Below are 16,199 nucleotides of genomic sequence, written 5' to 3'. Positions count from 1 at the left end.
TATAATTTTCTTTGGAAGTTTAAGTTGAATGCGCCAAGACAAGGGCTATTTGCTAGCCTACTCATTGTAAGTTTTGCATTTCATACCTTTTTATTGGTAGTTGCAACAACACATCAATTAAATGAAAACCGTGCAAGCCAAGGTCAGTTGATGACCAGCCAATTGGTCACTGACAGCCTTGCCGAACTTGAACCTGCCAATACAGTTTCATTGGCGCTTCTCGCAAATCGTTATGCAACCAACCCAAGTGTGGCATCTATACGTATTTTAGATGCGCAAAAACAAGTCTTGGCAACCAGTGGTATGGCGAAAACCCGTCAAGGTGAAGTCTTTGTTCGTGATGCACTGCAAAATGAAAAGAAAGTTGGAACTATTGAAATCACATTAATTAAGCCAAGTATTGGTGAAATTTTGCGAACTCAATGGCTTGCGATTTTGGTGTCATTATTGATTCATGCATTTTTATGGTTGGCTTATCGTGCCATTGCTCGTCCAACACGTAGTGAGTATTTGGCGCGTATCAATAACGAAGCACGCTTGAAGCATGAAATTCAACAGCTCACTGAAGTGCTTGAAGCCGAAAAGGCCAATCGTAGTATTGCCATGGCTCAAGCTCAACAAAACCCAATCAAAGTCAAAGCTGAACCTAAACCAACGATTGCTCCACTTGAAAATAATCAAGACATATTGGCACTGAATATTCAGTATTATGATCCAAAACAATTGATGAATACGGTCAATCAATCTGTTTCAGTCCCATATTTTAAACTTTGCCAAATTTTCCTGAATAAAAGTATTGAACTCAGTGCACAACATTTCAAATTAAGTTCTAAAGATTTCACCATTCATCAGGAATTTGGTCAAAACGGTGCATTAATCAGTATCGATGCTGAAAAACCCGATGCTGCTCAATGTATTTTGATGATTGGCTCCGTTTTTCAATTGCTGTCTGAAGTCTTGTATAAACGTTACCGTGAAGATAAACGCTTTGTTTTGCAAACACGTTGTGCCGTTACAAATGCTGTTGAAGCAATGCAACTCGATGCCTTACAAGCAGCTGAACGTCTAGCCAATCATTTGATTGCTAAAGAAATGGCATTGTATCTAAGTAATGATCAACTCAAACATATTGATGATTGTTATCAACTGGTTGCATTACCAAATCCAAGCAATGTACTTACCCGTCATTCATTTATGATCAATGGTATGAGCAATGATTGCGCCGAATTGGCTCAAAATATTCGTACCGAAATTTTAAAAGCGAAGAAAAATCCTGTCATTTCTGATTCTGTATCAGAGATTTAAGTCAATTTTTAAAAATTAACGCCCTTATTTTCTAAATGAAAGTAAGGGCTTGTTTTTATTTATATACTTTTCACATAAGAGTAGCCAAAACTTTCCCAAATGAATGAACGTTTAATCTTTAGGCGAAAGATACTCAAATCAATTTTTCCTCTCTTTTCATCGTGCTAATCGCTTGTGTATAACTATGTAGCGCAATGGAATATGATAAGCATAGGCAAAATACGTAAAAACACGTTAAACTATGTCTCGATGAATTAAATGAAAATGTCACACGACAGAACAAAAAGGTGAAGCTTGATGCCGCTTAATACAGTTGAAGAGCTTGTAGCAGATATCCGTGCAGGAAAAATGGTTATCCTGATGGATGATGAAGATCGTGAAAATGAAGGCGATTTAGTCATTGCTGCAACTCACGTACGCCCTGAAGACATCAACTTCATGATCACACACGCACGTGGTCTTGTCTGTCTAACCCTCAGCCGTGACCGTTGCCAACAATTAAATCTACCTTTAATGGTCGATGCGAATGGTGCACAACACGCGACTAATTTCACACTGTCGATTGAAGCAGCGAATGGTATTACGACAGGTATTTCAGCAGCTGAACGTGCGCATACCATTCAAACTGCTGTTGCAGCACACGCTAAACCTTCCGATATTGTGCAGCCAGGGCATATTTTCCCGCTTATGGCTCAGCCAGGTGGGGTTTTGCACCGTGCAGGTCATACCGAAGCAGGTTGTGACTTATCTCGTTTAGCAGGTTTAGAACCTGCTTCTGTGATTTGTGAAATTATCAATGATGATGGCACCATGGCACGTCGTCCTGATTTAGAAGTTTTTGCTGAAAAGCATGGCTTGAAAATGGGTACTATTGCAGACCTGATTCACTATCGAATGACCAATGAGCAAACCATAGAACGTTTAGATCAACAGAGCATCGATACTGAATATGGTACTTTTGAGCTCTATCGCTACCGAGAAATCGGAAATCCTGATATTCATTTAGCTTTTGTTAAAGGTGAACCAAAAGACGGTGTTACCACTGTACGTGTACATGGCTTTAATCCTGTACGTGACTTACTCAAGCTAAATAAACAAGATGGCGGAGCGGCTTGGAATTTAGATAAAGCATTAAAAACCATTGCCAACAGTGATCGTGGTGTTTTAGTTTGGATTGGACAACGTCATTTATCTGACTTAGGCCCTGCTTTAGAGTCGTTAGGTAAACCTAAGCCAACCAAATCCAATGCAGCATTATCACAACAATATCAAACCATTGGTGTAGGCGCTCAAATTTTGCGTGATTTAGGTGTTGAGAAAATGAAGCTACTCAGCTCACCATTACGCTTTAATGCGTTATCAGGTTTTAATTTAGAAGTAGTAGAATACATCACTGCCGATCAATAATTTTTGTAAAATCATCGAGGTTGCTATGGCGATTCGCCGAATTGAAGGTTTATTACATCTCGCGAGCGAAGGCCGTTACGCGATTTTAGTTGGACGTTTTAACAGTTTTGTTGTTGAACACTTATTAGAAGGTGCAATTGATACATTGCATCGTCATGGTGTAAGCGACGATAATATCACTGTTGTTCATGCACCAGGTGCATGGGAACTCCCAGTGGTTGCTAAGAAATTAGCTGCATCAGGTAATTTTGATGCTGTCATCGCACTTGGCGCAGTGATTCGTGGTAGCACGCCACATTTCGACTTCGTTGCAGGTGAATGTGCCAAAGGTTTAGGCGTGGTTGGTTTAGATACTGGCTTACCTGTAATTAATGGTGTATTGACAACGGATAGTATTGAGCAAGCAATTGAACGTTCTGGTACAAAAGCAGGTAATAAAGGCGGTGAAGCTGCCCTTACTGCGATTGAAATGGTTAATCTGTTAAAGGCAATTTAAAGCATGTCGCAAACACTCCAAGCTACTTATGCAGCTAAGCGCAAAGCACGTCGTTTTGCTGTACAAGGGATTTATGAATGGCAAATGAGCCACAACCCAGTGCATGAAATTGAAGCACGTACTCGTGCTGAAAATGCTATGCATAAAGTGGATCTCGGCTATTACCATGAGCTGCTCACGCAAGTGATTGCAAATCATGAAGCATTGGATGCTTTACTTGTCCCTGTACTTGATCGTGAGATCGATGCATTGGATGGTGTAGAACTTGCAACATTGCGTTTAGGCGCATACGAACTCAAAGATCATCTTGAAGTTCCTTATCGTGTTGTACTTGATGAAGCGATCGAACTTGCAAAGCATTTCGGTGGCGCGGACAGTCATAAATACATCAATGGTGTATTAGACCGTTTAGCATCTAAGCTTCGTGAAGCAGAAAAACAACAAGCGAAATAAGTTGTTTGATCATGGCTGAGTTTTCAATTATTGATACCTATTTCAACCGTCAACAACAAACAGATGTTGATTTAGGTGTCGGAGATGACTCAGCCCTGCTCACCCCACCTCCACAGCATCAACTGGTGATCTGTACAGATACACTTGTTGCAGGACGACATTTCCCTTCCAATACTTCAGCACATGCGATTGGCTGGAAATCTGTTGCTGTGAATCTCTCTGATATTGCTGCAATGGGTGCAACGCCACACAGCATTCTTTTGGCATTGAGCCTACCCCAAATTGATCATGGCTGGTTAAAAGATTTTAGCCAAGGTTTATATGATTGTTGCGATCAATTCGGGGTACGTTTAATTGGTGGTGATACTACACAAAGCCCTCATTTAACCCTAAGTGTCACTGCATTGGGTTGGATTGAAACTGGTCAAGCGATTGCTCGATCAGGTGCTCAAGTGGATGATTTAATCGTTGTCAGCGGCACTGTAGGTGATGCTGCTTTTGGACTACAACATTTAGGACATCCATTACAACAACGCTTAGACTACCCAACGCCTCGCTGTGAACTCGGTGAGATGCTGAAAGGTCTGGCTTCAAGTATGATTGATGTTTCAGATGGTTTGGCTCAAGATTTAGGACATATTCTCAAAGCATCCAATGTTGGAGCACGTATAGATCTTACATTACTGCCTATAGATGACGCCCTGAAAGTATTGTCTGAACATGAACAATGGAAATATGCGCTGGCTGGTGGCGATGATTATGAGTTATGCTTTACAATAAGCATGCAAAACTACCAAAAACTTTTGCAATTACAACCTCATGTAAAAACTACAATCATCGGTAAAATTACGCAACGATGCGAATTAACATTTGAAAAAGATGGCTTAGATCATTCACTTCAACTTCAAGGGTATCAACACTTTGCATAAACCTCCTATAGTCTTTAAAAATATGACGTGGTCTGAACGCTTTATTGTGTTCTGCGGTGTTGGATTTGGCTCGGGTTTAGCACCCAAAGCACCAGGTACTTTTGGTTCTGCATTTGCACTTCTGTTTATTCCGATTTGGCTTGCAATCGGATTTTATGGCTCCATATTAGCCATTTTAATCATGTCATTGGTCGGTATTTGGATCTGTGGCAAAACTGCTGACATTATTCATGTCCATGATGACGGTCGCATTGTTTGGGATGAATTTGCAGGACAATCCATCACCTTCTTACCCTTGATCTATTTTGGACAGATGAACTGGATATGGGTATTGGCTGGATTTGCATTGTTCCGCTTATTTGATGTGTGGAAACCTTGGCCTATTCGTATCATCGATCAAAAAATCGATGGCGGTTTTGGCATCATGTTTGACGATATTATTGCTGGATTTTGGGCAGCAATTTGCATATTAATTTACTTATATTTTAAAATGGCTTAAGCCAAACTGTAGGGTGTGTTATGTCAACGACTGTGATCATTCTTGCTGCTGGTAAAGGAACGCGTATGCGTTCTCGCTTACCCAAGGTTCTTCAACCTTTAGCAGGACGTCCACTACTTGGTCATGTGATTGAAACAGCAAAACAATTACAAGCAGAAAATATTATTACCATCTTTGGTCACGGCGGCGATTTAGTTCAAAATGCCTTTACAACTGAAAATGTAAAATGGGTAGAACAAACTGAACAGCTCGGTACAGGTCATGCAGTCAAAGTCACTCTGCCTGTGTTACCACAAGATGGGATCTCATTGATTCTTTCAGGTGACGTGCCATGTGTTCAACAAAGCACTTTACAACGTTTAGTGGATGCCTCAACAAAAACAGGTATTGGCTTAGTCACACTAACCCTTGCAGACTCAACGGGTTATGGTCGTATTGTTCGTAAAGACGGTAAAATCCAAGCCATTGTTGAACATAAAGATGCCTCTGAAGAACAACGTCAAATTAAAGAAATCAACACAGGGATTTACTGCGTCAGCAATGCTAAATTGCATGAATGGTTACCAAAACTTAGCAATGACAATGCGCAAGGTGAATATTATCTGACAGATATCGTCGCTATGGCACTTGCTGATGGTATGGACATCGCTTCAATTCAACCTGAATTGGCTTTTGAAGTTGAAGGTGTCAATGACCGAGTTCAACTCGCGGCTTTAGAACGTGAATTTCAAAATTATCAAGCCAAACAGTTGATGCAACAAGGCGTCCACCTGATTGATCCTTCACGTTTTGACTTACGTGGACAATTGACTATTGGACAAGATGTTCGCATTGACATCAATGTCATTATTGAAGGCGTATGTAGCTTTGGTGACAATGTTGAAATTGGCGCAGGTTGTATCATTAAAAATACAACGATTGCAGCAGGTACAAAAGTTCAACCTTATAGTATTTTTGACAGTACAATCGTCGGTGAAAACGTACAAATCGGCCCATTTGCTCGCTTACGTCCAGGTGCGCAATTAGCCAATGAAGTACACATTGGCAACTTTGTTGAAGTCAAAAATACAAGTATCGGTTTTGCCTCAAAAGCCAATCATTTTAGCTACTTAGGTGATGCTGAAATTGGTGCTGAATCAAATATTGGTGCAGGTACAATTACCTGCAACTATGATGGCGCCAATAAACACAAAACGATTATTGGTGATCAAGCTTTTATTGGTACCAATAACTCATTGGTTGCGCCTGTCAAAATTGGCAACGGTGCAACGACTGGTGCAGGTTCTGTGATTACCCATGATGTTGCTGACAATAGTCTAGCATTTGAACGTGCTAAACAGATTTCTAAAGAAAATTATCAACGTCCCCAAAAGGTCAAGAAATAAGAGGATATAAATATGTGTGGTATTGTTGGTGGCGTTGCTGAACGTAGCATTACAAATATTTTAATTGAAGGTTTAAAGCGCCTTGAGTATCGTGGTTATGACTCTGCAGGCGTAGCATTGGTTGATCAAGGTCAAATTTTGCGTGAACGCCGCGTCGGTAAAGTCGCAAATCTAGAGCAGGCTGTTTCAGAGTCCAATATTTTGGGTTCATTAGGGATTGCACATACCCGTTGGGCAACGCACGGTAAACCGTCTGAAGATAATGCGCATCCGCATATATCCGGTCACGTCGCAGTCGTACATAACGGAATTATTGAGAACTATCAAGAACTTAAAGATGATTTGGAAGCTTTAGGTTATGTATTTACTTCTCAAACAGATACTGAAGTTGTGGCTCATCTTGTACATGAGGCACTCAAAACAACACCTGATTTATTAAAAGCAGTTGAACAAGTCGTTCCACAACTCAAAGGCGCTTATGCTTTAGGTATTGTGCATACTGATCATCCAAATGAGCTGATTGCTGTTCGTGAAGGCTCTCCATTAGTGATTGGTGTGGGTATTGGTGAAAACTTTATCAGCTCTGACCAATTGGCTTTATTGCCAGTAACTAATCGTTTTATTTACCTTGAAGAAGGTGAAATTGCACGTTTAACCCGTAATAGCATTGAAGTTTTTGCCAATGGTCAACTGGTCGAGCACCCGATCAAAGAGTTAGATGCTGCTATTAGTAATGCTTCTAAAGGCGAATATAAGCATTACATGCTCAAAGAAATTTATGAGCAACCTGAAGCCATTCAACAAACCATTTCACAAGCCTTGAATGGAAATGCACTACGTGATGATTTCTTGAAAAGTGCTGAAATTGATTTTAAAAATGTCAAACAAGTGCAAATCCTTGCTTGTGGTACCAGTTACCATGCAGGAATGATTGCAAAATATTGGTTTGAACAGCTGATCGATCTGCCATGCCAAGTTGAAATTGCCAGCGAGTTTCGTTATCGCTCGCCAGTGATTGTTGCAGATACACTATACGTATGTATTTCACAATCAGGTGAAACAGCCGATACTTTGGCGGCACTACGTGATACACAAAAACGTGCTGAAGCAAAAAATATTAATATTAGTACGCTGACCATTTGTAATGTTGCAACATCATCAATGGTTCGTGAAACGAATCATCATCTTTTGACCCTTGCTGGGCCTGAGATTGGTGTAGCTTCAACCAAAGCCTTTACTACACAACTTACTGCTTTAATGCTATTGACCTTGAAACTAGGTCAAGTCAAACAAAGTATTTCTGCTGATTGGATCACTGACATCACATCTGCTTTATGGCATATCCCTAAAGTAATTTTAGATACCTTGCAAAATGATAAAGAAATCTTACGCTTATCTGAATTATTTAAAGAAAAACAGCACTGTTTATTCTTAGGTCGTGGTACTGAGTTCCCGATTGCTCTTGAAGGTGCATTAAAGCTAAAAGAGATTTCTTACATTCATGCTGAAGGTTATGCAGCAGGTGAACTGAAACATGGGCCATTGGCACTTGTTGATAATGACATGCCTGTAGTGATTCTTGCACCTAAAGATGACATGTTGGATAAACTCAAATCCAATATGGAAGAAGTACAAGCACGTGGCGGCGAACTTTTTGTTTTTGCAGATGAAAATAGCGGTATTGTCGATAAAGATCGTCAACACGTGGTGCATGTGCCAAGTGTAAATCAATGGTTAGCACCGATTGTTTACAGTGTTCCAGTACAATTACTTTCTTATCATGTCGCAGTTTTACGTGGTACGGATGTCGATCAGCCACGTAATTTGGCAAAATCAGTAACTGTAGAATAATCAATTATTTAGATTGATTTTTTTGTGTAAGCAGACAATAAAGTCTCACACCAAACAATAAAGTGTCATACTAAACAAAAAAGTATCATACTGGATTGTTTGTTTTATGAACACCTGTTATGCTCATTTCAAATGAACACAATAGGTGTTTTTTTATGCTCTCAGTCCAACAACAGCAAAAATGGATCAAAGATGGCCGAGGTGATGGTGAGTTATCATCATATAAACCGTGGTTGACTGTTCGTGATCTATCATCACTTGGTCGCTCTCATCGAGTTTACGGTCATAAAACAAAGCGGACACATCATCTACTCTCAGACTTAGAGCTCGCTATTTTCTTAATTTTAGAATGGAATCCTCTGATTCAAGATATACGAGAACAATTCCCTCTCCGAATAGAACAGACTGAAGAAATCGCCCATTTAACTTGTATTCCACACCCTGCCGTTAGAGGCATTAAGCAGATAATGAGTACAGATTTTTATGTATTTAGTTCCGACGCTATGAATCCTCGATTTAGCATACAAGCTAAATACCAGAAAGATCTTGAAGATATCCGTACAATTGAGAAACTAGAAATCGAACGACGTTATTGGCAAAGCAAAGAAATCCCTTGGCAAATCATCACTGAACAAGAAATTCCTAAAGTGGTTTTTGACAACATTAAATGGTTATATCCTGCCATTAGAGATAATGATCACATCAATCTGTATGATCAAATTGAATTCTATGTAAAGCAGTTCCATAAATATCCAAATTTATCCTTGATTAACTTAGCAAAAAAAATTGATTCATCTTATGACCTTGAGATAGGTACATCTCTATCAGAATTACGTGTACTTTTTGCTCAACGTTATTTTAAATTCGACCTAAAATTAAATTACAAAGATTTAGTCCCACCCAATATTCAATTAGGCAATCTAACGACTTGGGAGGAGGTTCGTTATGCTGCGAATCAATGATGTATATCAGTATCAGGATCTCTCGATCAGAATCCTCAAAATTTTATCTGAACATATTATTTGGATTGATATCAATGATGTGAAAGCACTTCCTGAAATCATCAGCAAAACGGAATTATTTCATGCCATTGAATCTTTTGAGGTATTTCGAATTGAAGATCCATTCCAAGAAATTGCCCTCATCCAGCCCGAAAAAGATTCTATTTCTCAGCTAAAAAGAGATGAAAATTATAATTTAATCAAAGCTATAGTGGACAATGAACAGTTTTATATTCCCAGTATCCGATCTTCACTAATTAATGAAATTATAAATAATAAAAAATCTACTAAACAGACAATATACCGCTTGCTTAGACAATACTGGCAAAGAGGACAGACACCAAATGCCTTAATCCCTAACTACCAAAACTCTGGTGCAAAAGGAAGCAAAAAAGTTGCAAGTCAAAAATTAGGAAGAAAACGCCTCTACAAAGAAGGTACTGGAGCTATTATTACACAAGAGATTGAACGTCTGTTTCATCTCACGATTAGCAAATATTTATTATCAAATAAGAAGCATTCTTTAAAATATGCCAATCGAGAATTTCAAAAGCTATATCGCACACTTTACCCAGATATCCCTGAAAATGAATATCCTACACTACGCCAATTTCAGTATTTTTATCACCGAGAATACAATCAAGTAACTCGTTTACAGAAGCGATCAAACGACATTGAGTACTCTAAAGACTTACGCCAGCTCCATTCTACTGTAAATACACAAGTTCTTGGTCCTGGTTCACGGTATGAAATAGATGCCACGATTGCTGATATCTATTTAGTTTCTAATCTTGATCGAAGCCGAATAATTGGCCGACCAACAATTTACTTCGTCATTGATGTCTTTAGTCGTATGGTTACTGGCTTATATATTGGCTTAGAAAATGCTTCTTATAAAACAAGTATACAAGCTCTTTATTGCGCTTTTACAGATAAAGTCGCTTTATGCAAAAAGTATGGAATAGATATTACTTATGAAAACTGGCCTTGTATCGGCTTGCCTGATGCGATTTTGGCTGACCGAGCCGAGTTATTTGGTCATCAAGTTGAAAATTTAGAAAAAAGTTTTTCGATCAGGCTTGAGAATGCCCCCCCCTATCGTGGTGATCTAAAACCAATTGTTGAAAGCAGATTCAAATTAATACAAGCTGAATTTAAACCCTTTGCAAAAGGAGTGGTTCAAGATGTGATCACAAAGAAACGAGGTGGAAAGGACTACCGTTTAGATGCAACACTTAATCTAGATGAATTCACTAAAATTATTCTTTTATCAGTTCTGAAATATAACCAATTTCATCAAATCAACAATTATGATCGTGATATCGATTTACCACATGACCTACCAGCCGTCCCAATGGCGTTATGGAACTGGGGAATACAGCATCGTACGGGGAAACTACGAACAGCTTCCGATCAGGCTGTTTATGTCGCATTATTGCCTAGAGAAAAGGTAACCTTGTCGAATCGAGGTTTGAAACTTTTTGGTGTGACTTATACCTGCCCAGAATTATATGAAAAGGGTTGGCTACACCGCCAAAATACAATAAATCGACCCAAGTTTTTATATGCTGCCTATGATCCAAGTAATGCAGAAAAAATTTATGTTTTCTATGAACAAAGTAGTCTGAAATATTGGGAGGCAACGATTTCCGACTATTCCCGTGAATTTAGAGGCTATAGTTTTTGGGAAGTTTGGCAAATTAATAGTGTTCAGAAAAAAACTTTTGAAAAACAAGACATAAAAAACAACTTAGCTCAATCTGAGCTAGAACAAAAAATCATGGATATTATTCAACAAGCTAGTAGCGAAACACCATTGTCTACTCAAAGCCAGAAAAGTCGAATCTCTGAAATCAGAAGTAATCGAAGCCATGAAAAAGAGCTTGAACGTTCTAAATTGAAAGGTACGACTTCCAGTATTAATGACACTGCTACAAGGGTTATAAAGCCCGAAATCACACAAGATGCTCAGAGCAATGTCATTCCTATGCCAAAGCGGAAGAAGTCATCTGACGAACTTGATGAGGATTTAAAGTTACGTTTCCCTCTATACCACGATTTACTCAGTGAAGATGATGAGCCATAACTTTATTCACGAATAAGGATGAATAGAATGAGTAATAAAGTCATTGTTAAGGAATATCAACCTAGTATTGGGCATTATGCTGGCAATCCATTCATTGAAGCATTACCTCCTATTCTGGATACGCCTGATATTATTAAAGCACTGAGAGGGAAAGTAAATTTCGATATTACAGACCAATCTCTACCAGCATCACAGCGTATACACCTTATTCCTCAATTACTGAATATTTTTTTCCATCCAATTGAACGACATATTGAACTTTGGACAAAATTTTCAATTATGTTAAGACAAGGGTATGTCGGTCGAAATATATCAAATGGAGAATTGAACAAACATATTCAGAATGGTTATGAGCGAACAATGAAAGGTGATATTTCAGCTTTTAGGTATGAGCCTGCTCGTTCAACAGCTCAAAGTATGAGTATTATCGGATGTTCTGGAATCGGTAAAACCACAACGATCAATAATATTCTTAGTGTATACCCACAAGTTATTTATCACGAAAAGTATAACTTCACCCAAATTGTATACTTAAAAATTGACTGTCCTCATGACGGTTCCTTAAAAAGCTTGTGCTTACATTTCTTTAGAGCCGTTGATATTGCTCTTGATACCAACTATGAAGCTAAATACGCTTTAAAGCGTCATGGTGTTGAAACGTTACTCAATTTAATGCGTCAGATTGCAAATTTTCATGCAATTGGCTTGCTTATTATTGATGAAATACAGCACCTTAATATCAAAAACTCTGGCGGTGCTGATAAAATGTTAAATTTCTTTGTCACACTCGTTAATGTGATTAGCTTGCCCGTCATCATGGTAGGTACACCAAAGGCAAGGTATATTTTTAATGATCTTCGTGGTAACCGTAGGGCTGCTGGATTTGGATCTGTATTATGGGAACCTATAAAAAATGAACCAAACCTTGAGTTAAATAATCGCATATATAAATCTGAATGGAATGCTTTTACCGATGCTTTATGGAAATATCAGTGGTTAAACAAAGCAGATATGCATCTCTCTGATGAGATTCGTGAATGTCTTTATGATCTTAGCCAAGGCATTCTTGATATTGCTGTCAAATTATTTGTACTTGCACAAATTAATGCCATTACTTCTGGCCTAGAACGTATTACCGTTAAATTATTAAAAAAGACTTACCATGATGAACTTAAGCCCATCCACCCGATGGTCAATGCTCTTAGATCTAAAGATCCAGAAAAAATTATACAATTTTCTGATCTAATTATTCCTGAAGTCGATCAGCAAATTCTTAAATTACAAATGATTGTAGATAAGCATACTGAATCTACTGAGTATGATGATTTGAGTGAATACAATGGTAATAAAGAGGCTATACGCTTACATCACCTTTTACTTGGGCTAGACTTTAAATCTGAACTTTTAGTACCAACTATTAAACGAGCCTTTCAGCAACATCCCCATCTCTCAATGCAAGAACTTATGCCAGTTGTCATGATATGGCTGAATGATATAGGCAAAAATATTCAGACTAAACCAAAGCCTAAAAATAAAAGTAAAAGGGTTAAACAAGATCAATGGCATACTTTAGATACTGAGGATTTACGATTCCAATTCTCACAAAAAGATGAGAAACAAAATTTCTATCAACATCTTAAAGAACATACTCAGCTTATTTTTAATATGGAACGCTGGTTTGAGCAGGTGAGTTAGATGCTAAATTTCCCTCTGCCATATCAAAATGAACTCATTTACAGTACTGTGGCTAGGGCTGGAATCCGTCTTGCTTTAAGCAGTCCAAAACAATTATTGGATGAAATTTTTCAGAACCGTAAAGTCATTGCTACAGTTGATCTCCCTTGTCACTTAAACGCTATTATCAACCAATTTCCTAGCAATCAGTTAAGCCTAGAGGATATTGCATATCAACATACGCTCTTCCCTATCTATGCCCCCTTTGTACCTGAGGATAGACGGCAACAGTGTTTACAATGGATGGCTGAAGTATCCCAAGGCTCAATTCATCTTGCTCTGGGTGTTAATGCGTCACGACTTAAACCCATCCATAAACTCCGCTACTGCCCAGCCTGTTTTAAAGAACAGTTAGAATTATATAGTGAACTTTATTGGTCACGCTTATGGCAAATACAAGGTGCTTGTTGTCCAATACATGGTGAACTTATTGACTCAACCATTGAACTAAGATCATTACATCGACATGATTTCATCACACCAACATACCAAACGTGCCCTGAGCAAATTCAGTCGAAAGCGACATCAGATAGCCTATTTATTACAAAGAAATTATTAGAATTATTGTCTCTTCCGCCTTCTGAGTCACCTCATTATGAGCAATGGACAAGGTTCTACCATCAGCTTGCTCAAAAAAATCATTGTATACGTGGTCGAAACCACATTAGTCACGACAAAATCTTAGACAAAATCATTGCTCGATGGCCTTCCAAATTTTTAGGACAATACAATTTAGGCGGCTTAAAATCTGAAACAAGTTGGTTACGAAGTATCTTCAGGAAACACCGAAAAAGTTTTAGTTATCTGGAACATCTCGTTGTGATTGAAGCATTAAGTAATAAAGAATGGACTTTTTCAGCGACTCTAGAACAAGTTAAAAATTTAAATGAAGACTCGAAAGACAATAATAGTCAAAATTTAAATATATGTGTGCACCCCAACCACTTTGAATATAGAGAAAAATGGCTAAAACTGGTCAAAGAATTAGGTATTAAACCCGCTCGTTCTATAGATCAAGCCTTATATGCTTGGCTATACCGTAATGATAAAGACTGGCTATTGAAAATAAATCAAACCTTCCATCAGGGCTTTATTCCACAGGGAGCTAAAGTTGATTGGCGTAAGCGTGATCTTGTTTATGTAAGACAACTTATTCGGCTCTACAATGAGCTCATTTGGGATGTAGATAGTCCTCGACGCTCTGCAAAATGGTGGCTTACACAAATCACCCATGTTTCGACTATTGAAAAAAATTTATATCGTTTACCCATTACTCAATCATTTTTGAAACGCTATAACGAAGATATTAGTAGCTACCAAATTAGACGGTTAACTCAAGTTTTTATTGAAATAAAAATGCAAAGCCAAGACTTACCTCGTTGGAGAATTTTACGCAAAGCAGGTTTGAGTGACGAGCGTATGACCTCTGAAACGACAAAATTTCTAAATATGGCATTACAATATTTAAGGTTAAATTAATGAAAATTAAGAATTTCCCAGAAGATGCAAAAATTACATTCTTAGGTGAAATATTTAAATTTAATCACTTAAAATCTTGGAATATTAAATTAGGAATCCATGCTGATTCTGAACTATCCGTCAAGCACTCACGGCTATCTAATTTACCAGCTTTTGCACGAGGTCGATGTCTGAATCCAAGTGACAGTCAATGTCGTAAAGGTGGGTATAAAATTAATATCAATATTCAATCAAACGAAGATTGGAAAGTTAAAGTTGATCCAAAGAATAGAGGGTATTATTTTGAATTTGATTTTAATAGAGGTAGCGAACAAAACCCAGATCTTCTGCATATCCGTATACCCCAGATTGAATTAGCACGCGTTCTTTTCTTTCACAATGCCTATTTAGCTAGGAACTGTATTGATCAAGGTATCTTAGCAAGAGAGTTTTTTGTTGATCCTATAGATCAGACAACGACCGTTATTCATGTGCTACCACACCGCACATTTCCTTTAGGTCAATTCAATAATGAGGGCATTCGCAGATTACTCTCATGGATATTATTAGATGAAAATGCTAGGCAATCCTATGAAAGTATTGCTCATTACTTCAAATTAGAAGCTAAACAATTTGAAGAAAAAACATCATGGCAATTTCACTTCACGCCACCGCAACTAATAAATATCTCACTCAAAATGCTTGGTCGATTTGATTCTACCACCAATGAATATTTGGTCTTTGAAGTTACCGATCTACATAATATTAAGACCTCTCTGCCTCCAAGCGTTCTTTATGAAAGCCCTGAATTCAAATCAGGCAAATCAACAGGCTCTGGAGGAGGCTCTTCTGGCTCTAATCAAGGGGGAGATGATTCTTCGGTAGATGATGATATTGAAGGTGACTCAAATTCGAAATTAGTACAAATAGAGATCCCTCAAACATCCTTAAGTTTTTCGAATCCTAGTGAAACGAGAAAAGTCGTGAAGAAAAAAACGAAAGGCGGATCAGGTGGACATCATGATGTGACTGAATATGAAGAAGTTGGTGTTGGAACAGGTGAACCAACCATGAATGGAAATGGGCCCCAAGGTGAATTTAACGGATTAGAGGATGACAGCGACGTAATCGCTCTCTATATGCAACGTTTTGATGCTTTTAAACTTCTTATAAAACTGCTTGCCCTAAAACATCATATAAAATATGAAGAGAAACTCCACTACCTGCAAAAAGTTGGACGTTCTCGTTTGCATCGTACACTAGACGGAAATAATCGATGCCTACTTGAGGTTAGATTATTTATCTATAATCAATGGTATGCAATATTAGAAATTGATACCAGTGATAACGCAAAACCACTCTCAACATTAGTTGTACAAATCCATGATCTCAATAAATGGAATCATAATTTTAAAGATATTGCCAAAAAGATTGTTAAAAATTCTCTTCGATGGCCATCTGTTGAAAGCCTACAAGATCTAGGGATTCCTTATACATTGAATCATCCCAAACATTTAGTAGAGTTAACTGAATCTGATGAGGAATTTAGTGGATGGTTACAGAGATTAGAAAGAATGTTAAATTTAAATTAATAT

Annotated in this window: 13 protein-coding genes; all 13 read left to right on the top strand. The window is 38.1% G+C overall.

Translation table 11 applies throughout. The features are described 5' to 3' along the window. The first annotated feature begins 24 nt into the window (after nucleotides 1-24). The 13 genes from ACY45D_RS00560 to ACY45D_RS00500 all read left to right on the top strand — a co-directional run bounded on the left by ACY45D_RS00560 (nucleotide 25) and on the right by ACY45D_RS00500 (nucleotide 16,196). Entirely contained in the window at nucleotides 25-1,305 is a 1,281-nt protein-coding gene (locus ACY45D_RS00560; RefSeq protein WP_463107991.1) for a hypothetical protein, read from the top strand. A 297-nt stretch (nucleotides 1,306-1,602) separates the two neighbouring features. Beyond that, complete coding sequence (gene ribBA / locus ACY45D_RS00555) at nucleotides 1,603-2,712, top strand: bifunctional 3,4-dihydroxy-2-butanone-4-phosphate synthase/GTP cyclohydrolase II (RefSeq protein WP_463107990.1); 1,110 nt, start codon at nucleotides 1,603-1,605, stop codon at nucleotides 2,710-2,712. 25 nt (nucleotides 2,713-2,737) lie between these two features. After that, nucleotides 2,738-3,208, top strand: coding sequence for a 6,7-dimethyl-8-ribityllumazine synthase (gene ribH / locus ACY45D_RS00550; RefSeq protein ID WP_010112227.1), 471 nt, complete (start codon nucleotides 2,738-2,740; stop codon nucleotides 3,206-3,208). A gap of 3 nt (nucleotides 3,209-3,211) precedes the next feature. Further along, nucleotides 3,212-3,661, top strand: coding sequence for a transcription antitermination factor NusB (nusB, locus tag ACY45D_RS00545; RefSeq protein ID WP_120385194.1), 450 nt, complete (start codon nucleotides 3,212-3,214; stop codon nucleotides 3,659-3,661). A gap of 11 nt (nucleotides 3,662-3,672) precedes the next feature. After that, nucleotides 3,673-4,590 (top strand): thiamine-phosphate kinase, encoded by a 918-nt coding sequence (gene thiL / locus ACY45D_RS00540; protein WP_463107989.1) that lies wholly within the window; start codon nucleotides 3,673-3,675, stop codon nucleotides 4,588-4,590. A 22-nt stretch (nucleotides 4,591-4,612) separates the two neighbouring features. After that, nucleotides 4,613-5,089 carry a phosphatidylglycerophosphatase A family protein gene (locus ACY45D_RS00535; protein WP_463109387.1) on the top strand — a complete coding sequence of 159 codons (477 nt, stop codon included), beginning with the start codon at nucleotides 4,613-4,615 and terminating at the stop codon, nucleotides 5,087-5,089. Nucleotides 5,090-5,109: 20 nt separating this feature from the next. Next, entirely contained in the window at nucleotides 5,110-6,474 is a 1,365-nt protein-coding gene (gene glmU, locus ACY45D_RS00530; protein ID WP_463107988.1) for a bifunctional UDP-N-acetylglucosamine diphosphorylase/glucosamine-1-phosphate N-acetyltransferase GlmU, read from the top strand. A gap of 12 nt (nucleotides 6,475-6,486) precedes the next feature. Further along, a complete protein-coding gene (gene glmS, locus ACY45D_RS00525) occupies nucleotides 6,487-8,325 on the top strand; it encodes a glutamine--fructose-6-phosphate transaminase (isomerizing) (RefSeq protein ID WP_463107987.1) in 1,839 nt (612 codons plus the stop codon). Between the two features lie 155 nt (nucleotides 8,326-8,480). After that, on the top strand, nucleotides 8,481-9,287 hold the full coding sequence (locus ACY45D_RS00520; RefSeq protein WP_004965069.1) for a heteromeric transposase endonuclease subunit TnsA: 807 nt from the start codon (nucleotides 8,481-8,483) through the stop codon (nucleotides 9,285-9,287). Beyond that, nucleotides 9,271-11,412, top strand: coding sequence for a Mu transposase C-terminal domain-containing protein (locus ACY45D_RS00515; protein ID WP_463107986.1), 2,142 nt, complete (start codon nucleotides 9,271-9,273; stop codon nucleotides 11,410-11,412). The genes ACY45D_RS00520 and ACY45D_RS00515 overlap by 17 nt, the downstream gene beginning before the upstream one ends. Before the next feature lie 27 nt (nucleotides 11,413-11,439). Continuing rightward, nucleotides 11,440-13,107, top strand: coding sequence for an AAA family ATPase (locus ACY45D_RS00510; RefSeq protein WP_463107985.1), 1,668 nt, complete (start codon nucleotides 11,440-11,442; stop codon nucleotides 13,105-13,107). Beyond that, complete coding sequence (locus ACY45D_RS00505) at nucleotides 13,108-14,625, top strand: TnsD family Tn7-like transposition protein (RefSeq protein ID WP_278595803.1); 1,518 nt, start codon at nucleotides 13,108-13,110, stop codon at nucleotides 14,623-14,625. Next, nucleotides 14,625-16,196, top strand: coding sequence for a Tn7-like element transposition protein TnsE (locus ACY45D_RS00500; protein WP_104794647.1), 1,572 nt, complete (start codon nucleotides 14,625-14,627; stop codon nucleotides 16,194-16,196). Before ACY45D_RS00505 ends, ACY45D_RS00500 begins: the two co-directional genes overlap by 1 nt. Nucleotides 16,197-16,199: the final 3 nt, after the last annotated feature.

It is taken from the genome of Acinetobacter sp. BZX-2 (assembly GCF_055179795.1).
This window is presented reverse-complemented; position numbering and strand designations above follow the sequence as displayed.